Source organism: Dysgonomonas sp. Shenzhen-Wh21, assembly GCF_043392705.1.
GTDB lineage: Bacteria > Bacteroidota > Bacteroidia > Bacteroidales > Dysgonomonadaceae > Dysgonomonas.
Genome location: NZ_JAIXHZ010000079.1, coordinates 22,131 through 39,453, shown reverse-complemented (window position 1 = coordinate 39,453; position 17,323 = coordinate 22,131). Strand labels below are relative to the sequence as shown.

The window sequence follows — 17,323 nt, the reverse complement described above, 5'->3', positions numbered from 1 at the left end:
TTTCAAATGTTGATACTTCAATCATTCCGGGGCTTATATCTACCTTGCCTGTATTATTCCTCATAATCATGTAGGCTGGTGTTATATCAAGATTAGATCCATTCCCGGTCATGTTTATTTTACAGTAATCGTAAGAGAAGGACCAATACCCAATAACAGTTCCTTCATTATTCAAGAGCTTAATACTTCGTGTGTCCGGATCAATGATTATTCTATTGCCGTCATTGTTACTTTCAAAAACTCCTCTTACTAAAAGGTTTCCTAATGCATCCCAAGATATATTCCTGTTTGCTACGTGACCGCTACCATCTGCACGGAATAAGATAGGTGTTATGCCCGCTACGGCTTCATCTAACGTACCACCACCATAGAGGAAAACATCATCCGGCGCCGTCAAAGCTCCGTTAATTCCGGCACGTTCCACCCATTGACTTGTAGCGTTAGTTGATTTTGCCGATACTGTAGATGCTGTGGGTACATCTGCGATAACATCCGACACTTTGCCGATTTGAGCTTCTTCTTCATTACCTGTGTTCTTTTTGAGGTTCTCGGATATCCGAGTACTAAACTCCTTCCACTGTTCAGAGGCTTGAAACTCTTGTACTGTCTCATAATTAAAGGCTTTGGCTAGGTCTTTCATGTCAAAGCCAAATCTTTTAGTCTTTGCACTCTCGTAAACCCTTACATCAGTACCGTTCACGTTTATTAAGTAGGTCTTAGTTTCTCCGGTATCGGATACTAGCCTTTTGTTTGAAAAATTAATTTGCTCCATCTTTATTTATTTAATTGGTTGAAATGTTTGTCTTTACACAAAATTGTCCGTCTATTATCTGGACCCACTCCGGAACACCTCCGCAATGCATATTCAGGTGAAATCGCATTTCGGGTTCATTGTTGAGCATATCTGTTATATTTTGATAGGCTTGCCCTTTTGCAAATTCGTTTGTAAACTTTATTTCTATCAAGCCTGATCGTTTATTCTTTCTGAATAGCTGTATGGTATCTTTATACCGGGCTTGATAGATGGTGTATTCGGGCGTTTCCTCAACTATTCCCAGATTTGTCATTGATTTCATTAAATATTTATTTTTAATTGTTCTCTACTAATACCTTTACTTGCTGCATATTCCAATAGTTGACCTATATTCTTAAATCCTGGTTGTTTTGGAATATTCTTTTTTGTAATGTTAAGTTTTGATAAGTCTTGAATGTCAGGTTTTGTCAGGTTATCGCTTCTGTTATGTATCATAATACCGTACTGCTTAGCGTAGTAAAATAGCGTTGATATGTTGAAGTTTCGCATTTTCATACAGTCGGTGTACTTCCTATCTGTTGCTTTCTGATCGTATTTTGTTGAATACTGGCTGACAGCATGAAAATAACTTCTGCCCGATTCTCCAAACTCGGATGCTATGGCAGCACCGATCTCTAGCCATTGTTGATAATTCCCGGTAATATCGGTGTGTCGGCTCTGTATTTCTGATATAAGCTTTTCTACATCGTTAGCCGCATTGTTATCATAAACCTTGTTGTATTTCGGTGTGTCTTTCTTCTCTTCGTATAACCGAGTATAAACAGTTGCATTGTCATTGAAGTATGCTTCAGTATCATACGACATAAAGCGAAGGCGGCTAACATTTACACAGCTATGGTCCACTACTATACCGCATCGCTCGAAATCCTCACAGCAGGCTTTAAAATGCTTCCTGTGCTTATTCGGATACTTGATGGGGATAAGTAGAAAATAACCTTTTCCTCCGACCGACAGTCCACAATAAGCGACATAGGGTATTTGTGATATAAGTTTCTTTAGCTCCTGAAAATTGGATACATGGGTATTGTCTTTTGCATCCACATCTATACAGATCGCCCCGCTATGCTCTATCAGAGCCTCGTCTTTACGCTCGCTGAATGTTCCTGATGGAATAAAGCAGGGTATTGATAGTTTCAAGGTCTTATCTTCGGTATTTCGGTATTCCTCAACTTTGCATATAACTTTCTGACTGGTGACAGCCTGTAAAATTGTCGTTGTCGCTATCGGTGTTGTGTCAGTTGCTTTTGCAAATACCGACACATTGCGAGTAAATATATTTATCTTTTCTGTATGCATTTTAGAGGATGTTTATTTTTGACATAACACTACTTTCGTGCGTTGCGTTGCGTTCCCCTTATAGGGGGTAACGCTAACGCACTTAACGCACTCCGTATTAGTATCTGCGTTACGTGAGTTATTTAGCCCACTTAATGCACTTAACGCACGACTAAAAAGGAAATGTATTCTCATATCTTTTGAAGCTGTTTTTGTTCGGATTGTTAGAAACATCCATTATCCATTGTTTCGTTAAATAGTAGGGCACAAAACGTCGGGCAACGCTATTTCCTACACCATACTTACCTGCTATTAAATCCCATATTTGGCGACTACTGTACTCTTTACCCTTTTCCTTGAATATTTCATCTAAAAAGGATAGATGTTCCTCATCTGTAAAGTTATTCGGCTCTATTTTCTTTGGAACATTGGTCGGGTTAGTCGCTAAATCCTCAAATGACGCTCTATCGTTGGTGTTAGAAAATACAAGATTGTCATCCAGTTCCAAGACAAAAGAACTATGTTTGAAATCAGAAGGAAGGTAATTCCCTTTAACTATACACAAATGCCTTAAGTCGGGGTTTGTCTTGTCTGTTCTCAACTCAAATACTAGGCGCATAACAGCTTCAAAAGACTGAGAGCCGATCAAACTGTTCTTAGATGGGGCGTACTCTTCTGTTCGCTTTCCGGTGTGATGCAGGAAAGATATCAGACAATCATATTTCAAAGCAATAGCTTTATACTTGTTCAGGAACTTTCTAACATGCATTGCATCTTTACTGTCTTTTCCGTCAAAGACATCAGAAAAAGAATCTATAATTATCAAATCTGCCGGCTCTTCATCCAATGACTGGCTTAATATCTGGTCGAGATTAACCGTCTCGAATATGTATCTTATGTTATGGTAGATATCATCAGATAAACAAAAGCTTTTATTTTGTTTGTTGAGTAGAAAAGATATCGCATTCTCGTCATCTTCTGTTGATACGACAATAACCGATCTATGTACACACTTATTTATCCATCCTAGAAAATCACGTCCTGATGCGACACAGACGGCTAGTTGTCTCTGAAGTAGGGATTTTCCGGTGTCGCTTGATCCGGCGATAGCTATAAGCCCGCTTTTGGGTACGACCTTTCCGAATAAAGTAGGTATTTCTGTTATTCCTCGCTTCATCAACTCATCCGCTCGAATAACCGCCTTTTCATTTTCTTTCGGAGGCTCGAACTTTGACAGGTCTATAAAGGTCTTTACTTCGTCCGGAACAGCCTTTGATAGTGCTATATCTGCCATTGTCATTAGCCTCTCTTTTTAAAATACCATACTCCGGGTTCTTTGGATATCGGACAAATACCTTGATGTGTTCTTTCTATCAGTCCCTTATCTTCAAGCATACGAGTGAAGCGACAAACATTCGGTCGGGTTACGCCTGTAGTTTCAGCAGCATCGTACATTGTACTATGATTGTTGCTAAAAAACAGATAGATAGCTTGCTTTTGATCGTGAAAGTGCTTATCTTTGATGTGTTGTACTAAAGATAGAGGCTTCCGGTTGGGGGCTTTTTTCTTTTTCATATTATCGCCTCCTATCCTTTATATCGTGAATACTTAATACTCCTGATATCTTTCATAGCAGCCTGTATCTCTTCCGAACGATAACGCACGGTGTTGCCAATGCGAACGCCCGGGATAACGCCCTCTTTAGTCCATGTATGAAGTGTAGGTAAAGAAATACCTAACATATCAGATACTTCTTTTCTTGATAGCATCCGTTTGTCAGGTTCTTTTTTGTCAAAGAATGTAGATAGTTGTTCTTTGACTGCCTCTGCGACTAATTCTCTTAGCTCGCTCTTAGGCGTGGTGTGTAAAATAATTTCTTGTGCCATAAGACAATTAGTTTTGAATTATGGTACAAATAAAGATACAAAATGTTATGGTTTATGGTTACTTGTAAGGTTACAAATTTTATGAAAGCACGCTTCTTTTTTCTTTTTCTATATCCTCAATGATGCTTTGAAGTACGTTTTGTATTTTTGTTAATTCATCATTTTTGTTTATAAGTATTGATATTTCTGAACTCATATCTTGACGAATGCTATTTTTAGAATACCCTGTTAAAATATTTACGGCTTCGCTTATTTTTGTATTTTCAATGCTCCGATTGAACACTCTTTTGTTTTTCATTAATTTAAACAAAACAACAGTTTGTTTTTGAGAGATGACAGGTCTGTCCCATTCAGAAGAGATCCTCACTGTTTTCTGAGGAGATCCGTAAAGGTTTTCGTCTCCGATGTCAAAACATCGGAAAATATCAGACACCTCTCCAAAAAAGAAAATGGACAATTCAGACACTTGATAATCATTATTGTTTTCGCGTATAATAAAACCTTCGTTTATCCGCCCAAAGAAAACATCTCCACTCTTTAGCTCGCCAGCAAGCCCTTTTGTTTCGTCATAACTATTGTCTACTTGTGCTAGTATTTCCCGTTCCTCTTCATCTGTAGGGAGCCTCTCGAAATTAAGAGGATCTATGTATTTTTCATCATATTTATCAAATTCTTTCATCAATAATTTATAATATGAGATCATAGACTCCCTTAGAGGTAAGCGCAAAATTTTATTAGTAATATTAAACAAGAGAGGTTTAATCGTGTATTCTATTTCATCTTCAAGGGAATTCTCTACGCCATTTCTAATAAGCATGTCAAGCCTATCATAAAAGCTTTTTACATTTTCCATAGTTATTTTACTATCATTTTATTAAAGAATGGATGCAATTGTAATTTTCTTGCATTTTCTTTTCCTGTTATCTTTATGTACTTCATAAATACTTTTTCAGTTTTATGTCCGGTGAGTTTCATTATTTGAATAGTTGGCACGCCTGCAAGGAATGCGTTTGTTGCAAATGATCTTCGAGCTGTATGCGCAGTCACTAACTTACATTTAGGTTCTGATCGTTGCACTTTCATATTTCCTTTAATTTCTTCCATCAAGACAGGATCATTGATCTCTGCTTTTTCTGCAATATTTTTGACGTATTCGTTAAACTTTTGATTACTTATCATTTTGGGTAAATTAAAGCTGTGTTTTTCAAGGATCTGTTTTACATACGAGTGTAGAGGAATATCTACTGTTACTCCTGTTTTACTAGTCTTTATTTCAATCGCATCTTTTTTTATATTATTACTTGTCAAAGCTGATAAGTCCGAAAAGCGCAATCCTGTATAAGCCCCTATGATAAACCAATCTCTTACATTGTCTAGTTTCTTGTCGTTCTCCAAATTCAAACTGTATATTTTCGCTAATTCATCATCGTTCAGATATACGGCTGTTGTTTCTTCTTTTGGTCGGGCGAATGCTTTTTTCTGATAATCTATATTCTGATGCAATCCTCTGTCATACGAAGCTCTCAATATTGTTTTCAGAACCTTCACTCTATCTCCTATCGAATTGATAGAATAGCCCTTTGTCTTAAGATATTGGATGAAATTTGCATGAAAATCAATATCTATCCGCTCATAAGTTATCTTAATGTTCTTTTCCTCTTCATATTCTCTTAGATTTCTGGCAGTCTGTTTATATGATTTCATCGTATTGGGTCTCATTCCTGATGTTTCAATATAATAGTCTAAAAATTCGAGAAGCTGCATTTTATTTGATTCAGTTTGGTCTTTATAAGGTTTTAGAACCTTGTCAAGTTGTAACTTTAGTGTTTCATTGGTTACATCCTCACCATCATTTTGCATCTTTCTGAGAACCGATAATGCTTTGTCTTCGATATCCTGTAGCCTTGCATTGAACTCTGGGAATTGCTTAAAACGGTTGTCTTGTTTTGCTCTACCTGCTTTTTTATTCCAAAAAATCGGGTTTATAGAATCGTTGATATAATATTTTAAAGGCAAATACTTTTTTTTGCCTTCGACAATCTTGAATGCACCATAGTTGAGGAAAAAATAAATATTAGTTTTTTTCGCTTTGCTATCCTTAATATAAAATTTAATAGTAGCCATATTGGAGAACCTTATTTTATACAAATATAATAGAATAAATAAAAGGGTAGTAAAAAGAGTAAGAATATTTTTAATTTACCTTTACTTTTTCTTTATTTCATTTAATCGATTATGTTTTAATACTCTGTTATTCAGTTGTTATTTAGTTTAGGGATAGTTAAGATTAATAAAGTTTATGTATTCCCGGCTGTGCTACAGGAGAAGCCGCTGATGAAGCGGCTTTTGTTGTTAGAAAGCCCCATCAGCCATTTTACATAATTCTTGTGAGGTATCTTTTGTATTCAAAGTATATATTTCATTATTAATACTATAAGAATATCACCTACGAATTTTGGAGATAATGTAGACAAAAACTCGAAGAATTTTTAAGCCTTATATAAAAAATGATTTTCAAATATAAAAGAAGCAACTGAAATATTTGACTCCAGTTGCTTCTTTAAGAAAATACTTACATTAAAAATCTAGAAATTACCAAAAGGGATTTCTGCCCATGTCCATCCATATGGACGAACTCCGTTTGGGAAAACTCTAGTGTTTGTTGTTACAAATTTATATTCAGGATCATATGTTCTTATTGACCTAAATGTTTTAGTTTTTCCATTCACATCTATGCTATAATCGAAGACTATTTTAATATCTTCGTTATCAGCTTTTAAGTTGTTGGCTATGTAATATTCTTCAATATAAATAAGCGGTTTCCCAGTTTTGTTATCTTTCCATTTTGGAGGTACATTTCTTGTATTAAAAGTAGATACCATTTTATAAAAATAAGGACCAATCGAAGCACTTCTAACCTCTGTTGTATCATCTTTATAAAGAATGTTAGGAAAACTATTACTTAAAGAATTTATTTTTAATTGATAAGCTGTTAATGATTTATTTTCTAATTTTTCTTTGGTTTTGCTTGTTGTATTATACTTTTCACCACTGGTATGATTCCATAAACGATAAGCACTAACTCTATTAAATGATAGATATGGTACTAAGCTCTCATTGATTAACATATTTCGATCAGGAAAACCCAATTCTTTCTCTACATTTAGAATGAATGAAGATCCATTTCTATAAGTAGGAAGACAATATGATGTGATTTCAATTGTCGGTGCCGCAATAGTATTCCAAATTCCCAATTTAATATTAGGCATAGGTATTTGTAAAGGGGGAATGCTTGTAACAGAGGGCATTTCAGATGTTCCGGTTATTTCCACTTGACCGGTTGTTTTAAGTTGAAGAGTATAGTTTGTGGCAGCATTTGATGAGCTTCCTAAAATAGATCCGAATAGTAGATTACTTCCTAAATTTATTAGCTCTTTAATATCTCCGTTTATTATTTTTTGTAATGTTTCAGTAGCAACACCCTTTAGTGGTTTTTTATCATTGCCTACGCTAATATTGCTGATTATCCAGTCTTTTGCTGATTCTTGAATAATTGTTGCAGTCTCTTTTATAAATGGGTTAGTTGTACTAGAAGTCTTACTTGGAGCACTAATAATAGAGCCAGTGGACTGAGATTGATAGGTGCCACTTAATTTAATACTACTAACATTTTGCTGACGAGCATCAATACGAAGAGTCATATTTGTAGACATATTTGGGTCATATGTAAGCTCTAACTGAAAGCAATTCCAACCTATAGTAAATCCTTTTGTAGTGTTAGCGGTCACATTCATTACACTTACTCCTTTTATTTTAGAGGCAGAGTAATTATTAGGATAAGTAAAATAACCATCGTGGTTGTAAAAAAGTTTTTGATCGCCACCATCAAAAGATATTTCCCAAAAACCATTGTTTCCTCCTGTGATTTTTTCTAGGTAATAAAACCCTTTTAATATACCTGTAAATTGATTATAGAATATAAGATAATTCATATTTGCTCTATCATCTTTCAACCCGTTGAATAAGAGTATCCATCCATCTTCCGCTAGAATATCTTTTCTTATATCATTGGGGATACTAGATGTTGTTGAACTATGCCATGGTACATAAACAGGTGTAGGGTAAGACGGCAATTTAATTTCTGTCCAGTTTTCCCATTCTCCCTTTGGGATAATCAATTGACTACTTTTTATCTTTTTCTCGCCAATGTTATCTTTCATAAAATCATCGTTCATGATGTCATCAGAACATCCGACCATGAATACGCAAATAAAAATTAAAAAGATGTGTTTCATCATAAATATTGTTTAGGGTTAATAGTTTATCAGTAACTAGTAGTTAGGTAAATATACTGTTAATAAAAACAAAAACGTCAAATTGTTAGTTGTATATGACTTTTTTTTCTTAATATTTTAACTAAAGTGCTAATTGTATAATATTTATGATCAACTCGTTTGCACCAAAATATGACTTTTATTTGTTCAACCATTGGCTGTATTTTTGCCACAACTTTGCAATATTGTAAGAATGCACATATTTCTGTACACGAAACTTTATTGTAAGGAGGATGATGGAGGAGTGAGATAGATGATAAACACAACGAAAAAAAGCCCCTTAACCAAAGGAGCTTTATAAATAATAGTGGAGTCTTATTTTACCCGCACCTACCCTCTATCATTAGAGTTTTCATCCGGATTAATTCTGTTTGTGGCAGCCTTTACCGATTTTTCGGAGCTAGGTACAGGATTTTTGATGTTTTTTACTTTTCGGGCATGTTCGTATCCCTCAAATTTATGTTCTTTGGATTGTGTCTTTGATATATCTTCTTTCATGGTTCAATAAATTTAATGTTCGACATACATAGACTAAACAAAACGAATCGGAATAATGTTCTCGGTTCGTTTATTATCTATCTGTATAAAAACAAAAAGGCTGTCATCACGACAACCAATCTTCAATTTTATAACCTAAAGTCTAATACCATGAAAAATACATTACAAAGATAAATTGTCTTCGATATAATAGCAATACCATATTTATGGTAAATTGTTAAGTTATTGATAAGAAGTAATCTGGCTTTTCTGCGATAATAGATCAAAAAAAGTGGCTGAAGGTGTTAAGATTCTTATTTTCATGCACTATCAAGAAACAATTTGATGTTAAGGGCTGTTTTAAGATAATACAGTTTTAATTGCTAATCTAATAAATACTACCATGCTTAACGATGACGATAAATTGAAAAATAGGTCTATGCTCGATAGCAGGCTGGGAGCCCCTATGAAAAAAGTAGAAGGATTGAGTAGTGACATGAAAAAGGCTGAATCGGAACATCTTCATGCCTTCCGCGGAGATATTACCATAAAAGATAGTAAAGAAGACGATCAAAAAAGGACATAAAAAAAGGCTGTCATCTCGACAACCAATCTCAACTTTTTAACCATAAATCTAATACCATGAAAAACACAGTACAAAGATATATTGTGTTTCTGCTCAATACAATACCATATTTATGGTAAATGATAATTAAAAAGGCTTACTTTACTTCATCTGAAAAATAAAAAATGTTAACTTTGAAGATAAAAGTAACAAACGCCTAGATATCATAAACTATGAGAAAAATAGTATTCGTTCTACTAACATTTCTGTTCCTATATTCGTGTTCCGATGGTAATGATCTTGGTAAAGATGATGGTGATGATTCCGGCAATGGGAATAATTCTTCTTCGGTAAAAATCTCTTTAAAGGCAAAGGCACAAGAGGCTAATATCCATACTATGATGGAGTTTTACTTAGTGCCCGGTGAAGACTGTACAATGCTCGATATAATGGAGAGCTACGACTCTTTGGATTGGCGTATAGAGGGAGAAAAAGGACGTCTTAATTTGCTATCTCATGCCCCTGGTTGGATGTCTTTTACTAGTAGGTGGGGACACTGTTTTTATGAAGAGAATCACGGGAGTGTTATTCTTGAGGGTTTTAAGGATGGTAAGGTAGTATTATCCGATTCGGTGAAAATTGATGTATACAATAAACGTGATTTTCTTGGATACAATTGGAAAGATATTACTTCTTCAACACATCGTACAGGAATAGCAAACATATTGAAACCTGAATTGGAAATTTCTTTTATAGAAAGATATATCGATGGATTGCCTTCTTTATATGTTTATTTTGAACCTGCTTGGGAAGTTGGTAGAGATGAAAAATTATCAAAGATTTTTTATACTCAGAAGCAAGAACCCTTGATCCGAAACTATATTTCGAAGCTATACGGCGATCCGAAGTTCAGTTTCGAAAAAGATGCTGACCAACTTGTAGAATCATATCATAAGATATTTAAACAAGAAGAGGATGTTTATACTCCTAGATATGTTTGGCAAACAAAAACAACCAATATTGCCTTAGTCCAAAAAAACGTAGACTGGGGAGACTATGAAGCATATTATATTTATGCCGAACCCAGAAGCAATTGAGAGTCATCTGGCATATAATAAAATAAGACCCATCTCATAAAGGTGGGTTTTGTATTTATTTGTAACTTTAATAGCGATTATAAAACTACCGAAATGAAAAATATACATCTTATCTATTTTAGTCCTTCTCTGTCTACCCGCAAGATAATCCGCAAGATCGGCAAAGAGATGGGTCCAACCATTAAAGAACATGACGTTACAATGGGATTCCCCGATACATTGAACATCGAGAGTCATGATCTTGTCATATTTGGTATTCCTGTTTATGCAGGACGTGTACCTCAATTGGGGGTTAACGCATTTGAGAAGATAAAAGGCGATAAGACTCCCGCCGTGTTGGTATGCGTGTATGGCAACAGAAACTATGACGATGCCCTTCTTGAACTCAAAGATATATCTGAGGCAAATGGCTTTGTGCCCATAGCTGCCGGTGCTTTTATTGCACGTCATTCTATATTCTCGGACGTTGCTGTGGGACGTCCCGATAAGGAAGACAAGCAGGAGATTCAAAAATTTGCACAAGAATGTTTCCGATTATATCAATCTTACGACAAAAACAAACAATATAGCTTGCCAGACGTTAAAGGTAATTATCCCTATCGTGAACCAACACAGGGTGGATATGTCCCTACCGGTGATGATAGGTGCGATGATTGCGGAACATGTGTAAGTCAATGTCCCACAAGTGCCATACCAAGGAGTAATCCCAAAGTGACGAATATGGATTTATGTATCCGTTGCGCACGTTGTATTACTCTATGTCCTGAGCATTCGCGTGCGTTTAGAGGCGAATTATACGAAACGGTTAAAACGAAATTTGCACCACTTATGGCTGTACGCAAAGAGCCGGAAGTGTATATGTGTAAAATATAAAGGCGATATGAAAAGTGTAAAATGGGGTATAATAGGCGCAGGAGCCGTCTGTGAAAGAAAAAGCGGACCTGCATTTTATGAGATAGAGCATTCATGGTTGCGGGCTATTATGCGCCGTGATGCAGAAAAAGCAGCGGATTTTGCCAAGCGTCACGGTGTAAGAAGATATTATACCGATGCCGACCAATTGATCAACGATCCGGAAGTGAATATTGTATATATAGCTACTCCGCCACACTTGCATAAAGAATATGCAATAGGGGTGTTGCAGGCAGGTAAGCCTGTTTATGTAGAGAAACCAATGGCTATGAGTTATGCCGAATGTCTCGAAATGGTAGAAGCGGCAAAGCAGGCAAATCAGAAATTATTTGTAGCACATTATCGCAGAGCACTGCCTTATTTCCTGAAAGTAAAAGATCTGATCGACAGTCAGGCTATCGGTAAGATTTTGACAGTTAATGTTCGTCTCTTCCGTCCTGCCAGTGCTTCCGATATGGATAAGCAGCAGCAGACGTGGCGGCTAAAACGTGAGATAGCAGGCGAAGGTTATTTTTTCGACCTCGCTCCACATACGCTCGATATACTCGATTTCCTTTTGGGTGAGATCTCTGATGCCAAAGGGTATTATAGCAATTTGGGGGGATACTATGACGTTGCAGACACTCTGTCCGCAATTTTACAGTTCAAGTCGGGGGCGCAAGGTGTTGCCGAATGGTGCTTTATATCGTCCGAAAAGTCGAGGGAGGATACCATAACTATTACAGGAACAGAAGGTTCAATTCGTTTCAGTACCTTCCAGTTTACGCCTATTCTCTTATCATCAACCGATAGAGAGCAGTTCTTTATGCCCGGTCAACCCGATCATATTCAACAACCGCTCATTCAGACGATAGTAGATGAACTCAGAGGATCTTGTCCGTGTCCATCCACCGGAGAAACCGCATTAAGAACGGCAAAGGTGATGGATATGATAATAGGAAAGATATAAATTGCTGCGATTTATCTGAGCCTCTTTCTCTCAAAGATAACCCGCGAGCAAGTCCAGTATACTACGACACTTATTGCGCACAGTCCCGAAGCAACCATATATAGTGTTTCAAAGGAGAAATATCCTGTGAGGTAACCACCGACCAGCATACCCAGTGCCAGACCCAGATCGAACCCGATGAGGTAAGTTGAGTTGGCTGTTCCTCGCTGATTATTCTCTGCAAGATTGATATATAGTGTTTGCAGTGCCGGAAACATCATCCCGAATCCCACTCCGATAAACAGCCCCGATATGCAGAAGGCATAGATATTATGAACCAGAGCAAATACAAGGAAAGCAATAGCAACAATAGCCATTGCCGATACATTTACCTCATGTATCTTGCCCCTGTCAACCAGTTTTCCCGCAAATACGCGTGAAGCAATAATACCACCCGCCCAAAACAGGAAGAAAATTCCCGCATTCGGAATACCGAGTCCCTTGCCATACTGCGCAACAAACGGGCCTATCGTACCCCATGCAAAGCAGGGTAGGAGTTGGTTGAGGAATATAGGCCAGCCCTTGATCAGAAAAAAGCGGTCGAACGAAATTTTCTGTCTTTCTACTTTTGTCTTCATCGGTGCTTTTATAAGTGATACGGTGATAATACCCAGTGCACCCATTGCAATGGCGCACCATAGCAATACATCAAATCCGGAATGATTGTATATATGGATGGCTATAAAAGGGCCGATGGCCATCGCTACATTCATAAATGTGCCATAGTAGCCAATGCCCTCAGCTCGCCGCTCGGAGGGAACAACGTCTATCGCCAGCGTGCTCGACGATACGGTAGACAATCCCCAAGTGATGCCATGTATGAAACGGACAACAATGAACAGCAAGACGGTTGTTGCCCAAAAATAGCCGAAGAATATAAGTACATAGCACGAAAAAGCAATCAGCAATATCTTCTTGCGGGAATACAAGTCTACGATAAATCCCGAAAAAGGACGAACAAACATCAGTGCAATGGCATACGATGCCAGCACAATACCCGTTTGAGATTGGGGAACGCCCATCTGTTCGGTAATATATAGAGGAATGGATGGCATTAGCAGATTGAATGAGCATGCCATCAGGAAGTTAGCCAAACATACATTGAGATAGCTTAACGACCAAAGTTTTGCTTTTTGTGACATATACGGTGTTGCCTAAAAACAAAATGCTTCCGATAATCAGAAGCATTCATTATACAATTATTTGATAAATCTTACCTGATTCCTAATTTCTGTTTTACTAACAATGTAGCATTTGTAGCGTCCGGAGTAACGAATGCTATAGACGGATTGGCAAGATCGTAAATACATACGAATCCGTTTTCGATACCTACCTGATAGATAGCATCCTTTAGTCTCTGGCGTAGAGGTTCTATCAGGGCTTTCTCCTGATTTTGGATATCCTCCTGTGCCACTTTCATAAAATCATTGATTTGACGCTCAAGCTCGTAAAGTTCTTGCATACGGCGCAAACGAATATTTTCCGCCATAGATGTCTGATATGATATGAAGTCAGAATATTTTTTATTATAATCATTCTGCATAACCTTCATCTCTTCCTTATACTTGTTATTCAGGTCGATCAACTGATTCGATGCTTTCACCTTTTCGGGCATAGCTTCGAGCAACTCGTTCGAATTAATAAACGCAATCTGCTGAGCAGTTTGTGCTGCCAGATCTTTTGCAAAAAATAAAGGAAGAATTATAAGGGTAGATATAAGAATAATTTTTTTCATCATGATGATTTGTCGTTTCTGTGTGTGACAATTTTCAAAATCTGACGAAGAAATTTTTGTAATCAACCGCAAAACTGATTGATAGTTGTGTGTTTCGGTGGCATGGTTAGTACCACCGACCTTCAAGGCAAGATTTGCTTGTAACAACTATCAATTGGTTTCTTAGGTTAAATCTTTATTATATTGGATACAAAGGTATACAATAATTTAATATTACAAAGTTTTCTTCACTTCTATTTCTTCAAATGGCTCAATAATGTCGCCAACTTTTATATCATTGTAGTTGTGGATGTTCAAACCGCACTCATATCCCGATGCAACTTCTTTCACATCGTCTTTGAATCGTTTGAGCGATCCCAGCTCTCCCGAATAGATCACGATACCATCGCGGATAAGGCGAATCTTGTTTGCACGTTTCAGTTTTCCTTCTTTCACCATACAACCGGCAACTGTTCCCACCTTCGTGATCTTGAACACTTCGCGTACTTCCACATATCCGGTTTGTACTTCTTTGATTTCAGGAGATAACATACCTTCCATCGCCGACTTCACTTCTTCTATAGCATCGTAGATGATAGAATATAAGCGGATTTCAACACCATCCTTGTCTGCGGATCTGCGTGCAGCCTGTGACGGACGCACCTGGAACCCGATAACGATAGCGTCTGATGCGGCAGCCAGCGTGATGTCTGATTCCGATATCTGACCTACGGCTTTGTGTATTACATTCACCTGTATCTCTTCTGTCGACAGCCTGATCAGCGAGTCTGCAAGAGCTTCTACCGAACCATCCACGTCACCTTTCACAATCACGTTGAGCTGTTGGAAGTTACCGATAGCAATACGGCGACCTATATCATCGAGAGTAAGTATTTTCTGTGTACGCAGACCTTGTTCGCGTTGTAGTTGTTCACGTTTTGTGGCTATTTCGCGGGCTTCCTGTTCTGTTTCCAGCACATGGAATATATCACCGGCCTGTGGAGCACCATTAAGACCTAGTATCAGCGCAGGAGCGGCTGGCGCAGCTGCATCTGTAGGTTGGTTACGCTCGTTAAACATTGCTTTTACACGACCGTAATATGTTCCTGCCAATACGATATCTCCTTTTTTGAGTGTACCGTTTTCTACAAGTACAGTAGACAGGTATCCTCTACCTTTGTCGAGAGACGACTCGATAACCGATCCGGTAGCTCTTCTGTTAGGGTTTGCTTTCAGATCTAGAAGTTCGGCTTCCAATAGTACTTTTTCGAGTAGTTCATCTACGCCGAGACCTTGTTTTGCCGAAATATCTTGCGACTGGTATTTTCCACCCCAGTCTTCTACAAGGTAGTTCATTCCTGCCAGTGTTTCCTTTATTTTTTCAGGATTGGCACTTGGCTTGTCTATTTTGTTGATAGCAAACACGATTGGTACGCCTGCCGCTGCTGCGTGGTTTATTGCTTCCACGGTTTGAGGCATGACGCTGTCGTCGGCTGCTACAATGATAATTGCTATATCTGTTACTTTTGCACCACGTGCACGCATCGCCGTAAAGGCTTCGTGACCCGGAGTATCGAGGAATGTGATACGTCTTCCCGATTTCAGTTTAACGTTGTATGCCCCGATGTGCTGGGTGATTCCCCCTGCTTCGCCGGCAATCACATTTGTTTGGCGTATGGTATCCAGTAGCGATGTTTTACCGTGGTCTACGTGTCCCATTACGGTAACGATAGGAGCACGAGGTTCCATATCTTCGGGATTGTCTTCTTCCTCGTTTATTGCTTCCACTACTTCGGCGCTTACGTATTCGGTTTCGAATCCGAATTCTTCGGCAACGATGTTGATCGTTTCAGCATCTAGTCGTTGGTTGATAGACACCATGATACCGATACTCATACAAGTAGAGATAACTTTTATCACAGGTACATTCATCATGTTGGCGAGGTCGTTGGCGGTTACAAATTCTGTAATCTTCAACACCTTGCTTTCGTGCATCTGTTGTTCGAGTTCCTCCTGTTGTCTTTGAGATACAGCTTCACGCTTCTCTCTTCTATATTTAGCCCCTTTGTTTTTTCCGCCTTTGCTAGTCAAACGCGCCAGGGTTTCTTTTATTTGTTTTTGTACGTCTTCTTCGTTTACGGCATGCTTGATGATAGGCTTACGTACGCTGCGTTTCGATCTGTCGCCTCCGGCATTTGGCTGTTGTTGTCCGCCACCGCCACCACCTTGAGGTATAGCTCCTTTCTCGATATCGACTTTTCCTTTTTTGATACGATTGCGTTTTTTCTTCGATGCGTCATCATTGTCATCGTTGATTGCTTTTCGTTTCTTCTCTTCGTCTGTTTCTTTTTTCAACAGGCGAACAGTGTTTTCTTTCACCCTTTTCTGATCTTGCATTTCTTTTTCCAAGCGTTCTTTTTTCTTTTCGGCTTTGGTTTTCTTCGCAGGACGGGTTTTGTCGTTTATCGAACTTAAGTCGATAGTACCTTTTACAACAATATTTGATTTTATCGTTGCCTTATTCAGCCTGAATATTTTATCTCCCCTTTCTTCTGTTTCTTCATTTGCAGGAGCAGTAGACGTTGGTTGAGGTTTATCCTCTTTTTCTTCGTCTTTCTCAATAATGGCTTTTTCTTCTTTTTGTATAAACACAGGTTCTTCTTTTGGTGTTTTTTCTATAGCCGGTTGCTTTATTTCTTCTTCGGCCTTAGGCTCTTCTTCTACTTTTTCTACAATAGGAGCCGGGGCTTCTGCTACTTCTATTTCTGGGGCTTTTACTTCAGGAACCTCAACCTTTGGAGCTTCAACAACCGGAGCCTCCACCTCAGGGGCTTGCTCTTCTTGTTTCACTTCTACTCTTTTTGGTCTGTTCAGAGCATCAAGATCAATCTTATCCACAATCTGCACATGCGGCTTAATGGATTCGGGTATCTCTGTTCTGATCACTTCCGGTTCACTTTGAGCTTTGGCTTCTTCCTCTTCTTTCTTAGCCTGAGCTTTGACAAGCTCTTTCTTTTCTTCTCGTCTGCTTAATAGTGCATCGATGTCGGAGTCTCGTCCGAATTCTTTTACCAGCAATTCGTATTGTTCACTGCCAATTTTAGTATTCGGGTTTGATTCTACATCAAAGCCTTTCTTATGTAGGAATTCAACAAGGCTGCTGATTCCTACATTCAAATCTTTGGATATTTTTATTAATCTTATCGACATATATTTTTTTTAATTCTAAAAATAGACAGTGAACCCAATAAATGCTTCTGA

17 protein-coding genes are annotated in these 17,323 nt (G+C 38.0%); 4 read left to right on the top strand and 13 right to left on the bottom strand.

Going from position 1 to position 17,323, the window contains the following annotated elements; genetic code table 11:
- The 10 genes from LDB17_RS05625 to LDB17_RS05580 form a co-directional block, all read right to left on the bottom strand.
- The coding region (locus LDB17_RS05625; RefSeq protein ID WP_393924920.1) for a hypothetical protein at window positions 1–772 on the bottom strand (772 nt) is incomplete at its 3' end.
- 10 nt (window positions 773–782) lie between these two features.
- Entirely contained in the window at window positions 783–1,076 is a 294-nt protein-coding gene (locus LDB17_RS05620) for a hypothetical protein (RefSeq protein ID WP_252639498.1), read from the bottom strand.
- Complete coding sequence (locus tag LDB17_RS05615; protein WP_252639499.1) at window positions 1,076–2,110, bottom strand: BT4734/BF3469 family protein; 1,035 nt, start codon at window positions 2,108–2,110, stop codon at window positions 1,076–1,078. The genes LDB17_RS05620 and LDB17_RS05615 overlap by 1 nt, the downstream gene beginning before the upstream one ends.
- 151 nt (window positions 2,111–2,261) lie before the next feature.
- The gene (locus tag LDB17_RS05610) at window positions 2,262–3,383 is read right to left on the bottom strand and encodes an AAA family ATPase (protein ID WP_393924919.1); all 1,122 of its coding nucleotides are present in this window, start codon (window positions 3,381–3,383) and stop codon (window positions 2,262–2,264) included.
- 5 nt (window positions 3,384–3,388) lie between these two features.
- Entirely contained in the window at window positions 3,389–3,664 is a 276-nt protein-coding gene (locus tag LDB17_RS05605) for a hypothetical protein (RefSeq protein WP_252639501.1), read from the bottom strand.
- 11 nt (window positions 3,665–3,675) lie between these two features.
- Window positions 3,676–3,975, bottom strand: a complete 300-nt coding sequence (locus LDB17_RS05600) for an AlpA family transcriptional regulator (RefSeq protein ID WP_252639502.1) — start codon at window positions 3,973–3,975, stop codon at window positions 3,676–3,678.
- 79 nt (window positions 3,976–4,054) lie between these two features.
- On the bottom strand, window positions 4,055–4,828 hold the full coding sequence (locus LDB17_RS05595) for a hypothetical protein (protein WP_252639503.1): 774 nt from the start codon (window positions 4,826–4,828) through the stop codon (window positions 4,055–4,057).
- Between the two features lie 2 nt (window positions 4,829–4,830).
- Window positions 4,831–6,099 (bottom strand): site-specific integrase, encoded by a 1,269-nt coding sequence (locus LDB17_RS05590; protein ID WP_252639504.1) that lies wholly within the window; start codon window positions 6,097–6,099, stop codon window positions 4,831–4,833.
- 461 nt (window positions 6,100–6,560) lie between these two features.
- Window positions 6,561–8,195 carry a hypothetical protein gene (locus LDB17_RS05585; protein ID WP_252639505.1) on the bottom strand — a complete coding sequence of 545 codons (1,635 nt, stop codon included), beginning with the start codon at window positions 8,193–8,195 and terminating at the stop codon, window positions 6,561–6,563.
- A 444-nt stretch (window positions 8,196–8,639) separates the two neighbouring features.
- The gene (locus LDB17_RS05580; RefSeq protein ID WP_167755438.1) at window positions 8,640–8,807 is read right to left on the bottom strand and encodes a hypothetical protein; all 168 of its coding nucleotides are present in this window, start codon (window positions 8,805–8,807) and stop codon (window positions 8,640–8,642) included.
- A gap of 382 nt (window positions 8,808–9,189) precedes the next feature.
- On the opposite strand from LDB17_RS05580, the gene LDB17_RS05575 reads away from it, so the two are divergent.
- The 4 genes from LDB17_RS05575 to LDB17_RS05560 all read left to right on the top strand — a co-directional run bounded on the left by LDB17_RS05575 (window position 9,190) and on the right by LDB17_RS05560 (window position 12,309).
- On the top strand, window positions 9,190–9,372 hold the full coding sequence (locus tag LDB17_RS05575; RefSeq protein WP_252639506.1) for a hypothetical protein: 183 nt from the start codon (window positions 9,190–9,192) through the stop codon (window positions 9,370–9,372).
- Window positions 9,373–9,584: 212 nt separating this feature from the next.
- Window positions 9,585–10,448, top strand: a complete 864-nt coding sequence (locus LDB17_RS05570) for a hypothetical protein (protein WP_252639507.1) — start codon at window positions 9,585–9,587, stop codon at window positions 10,446–10,448.
- Window positions 10,449–10,541: 93 nt separating this feature from the next.
- Window positions 10,542–11,321, top strand: a complete 780-nt coding sequence (locus LDB17_RS05565; protein ID WP_252639508.1) for a 4Fe-4S binding protein — start codon at window positions 10,542–10,544, stop codon at window positions 11,319–11,321.
- A 7-nt stretch (window positions 11,322–11,328) separates the two neighbouring features.
- The gene (locus LDB17_RS05560; protein ID WP_252639509.1) at window positions 11,329–12,309 is read left to right on the top strand and encodes a Gfo/Idh/MocA family protein; all 981 of its coding nucleotides are present in this window, start codon (window positions 11,329–11,331) and stop codon (window positions 12,307–12,309) included.
- Between the two features lie 11 nt (window positions 12,310–12,320).
- On the opposite strand, the gene LDB17_RS05555 is transcribed toward LDB17_RS05560, so the two are convergent.
- The 3 genes from LDB17_RS05555 to infB all read right to left on the bottom strand — a co-directional run bounded on the left by LDB17_RS05555 (window position 12,321) and on the right by infB (window position 17,272).
- Complete coding sequence (locus LDB17_RS05555) at window positions 12,321–13,490, bottom strand: MFS transporter (protein WP_252639510.1); 1,170 nt, start codon at window positions 13,488–13,490, stop codon at window positions 12,321–12,323.
- A 71-nt stretch (window positions 13,491–13,561) separates the two neighbouring features.
- Window positions 13,562–14,086 carry an OmpH family outer membrane protein gene (locus LDB17_RS05550; protein ID WP_006843393.1) on the bottom strand — a complete coding sequence of 175 codons (525 nt, stop codon included), beginning with the start codon at window positions 14,084–14,086 and terminating at the stop codon, window positions 13,562–13,564.
- 210 nt (window positions 14,087–14,296) lie between these two features.
- Entirely contained in the window at window positions 14,297–17,272 is a 2,976-nt protein-coding gene (gene infB / locus LDB17_RS05545) for a translation initiation factor IF-2 (RefSeq protein ID WP_252639511.1), read from the bottom strand.
- Between the last annotated feature and the right edge of the window lie 51 nt (window positions 17,273–17,323).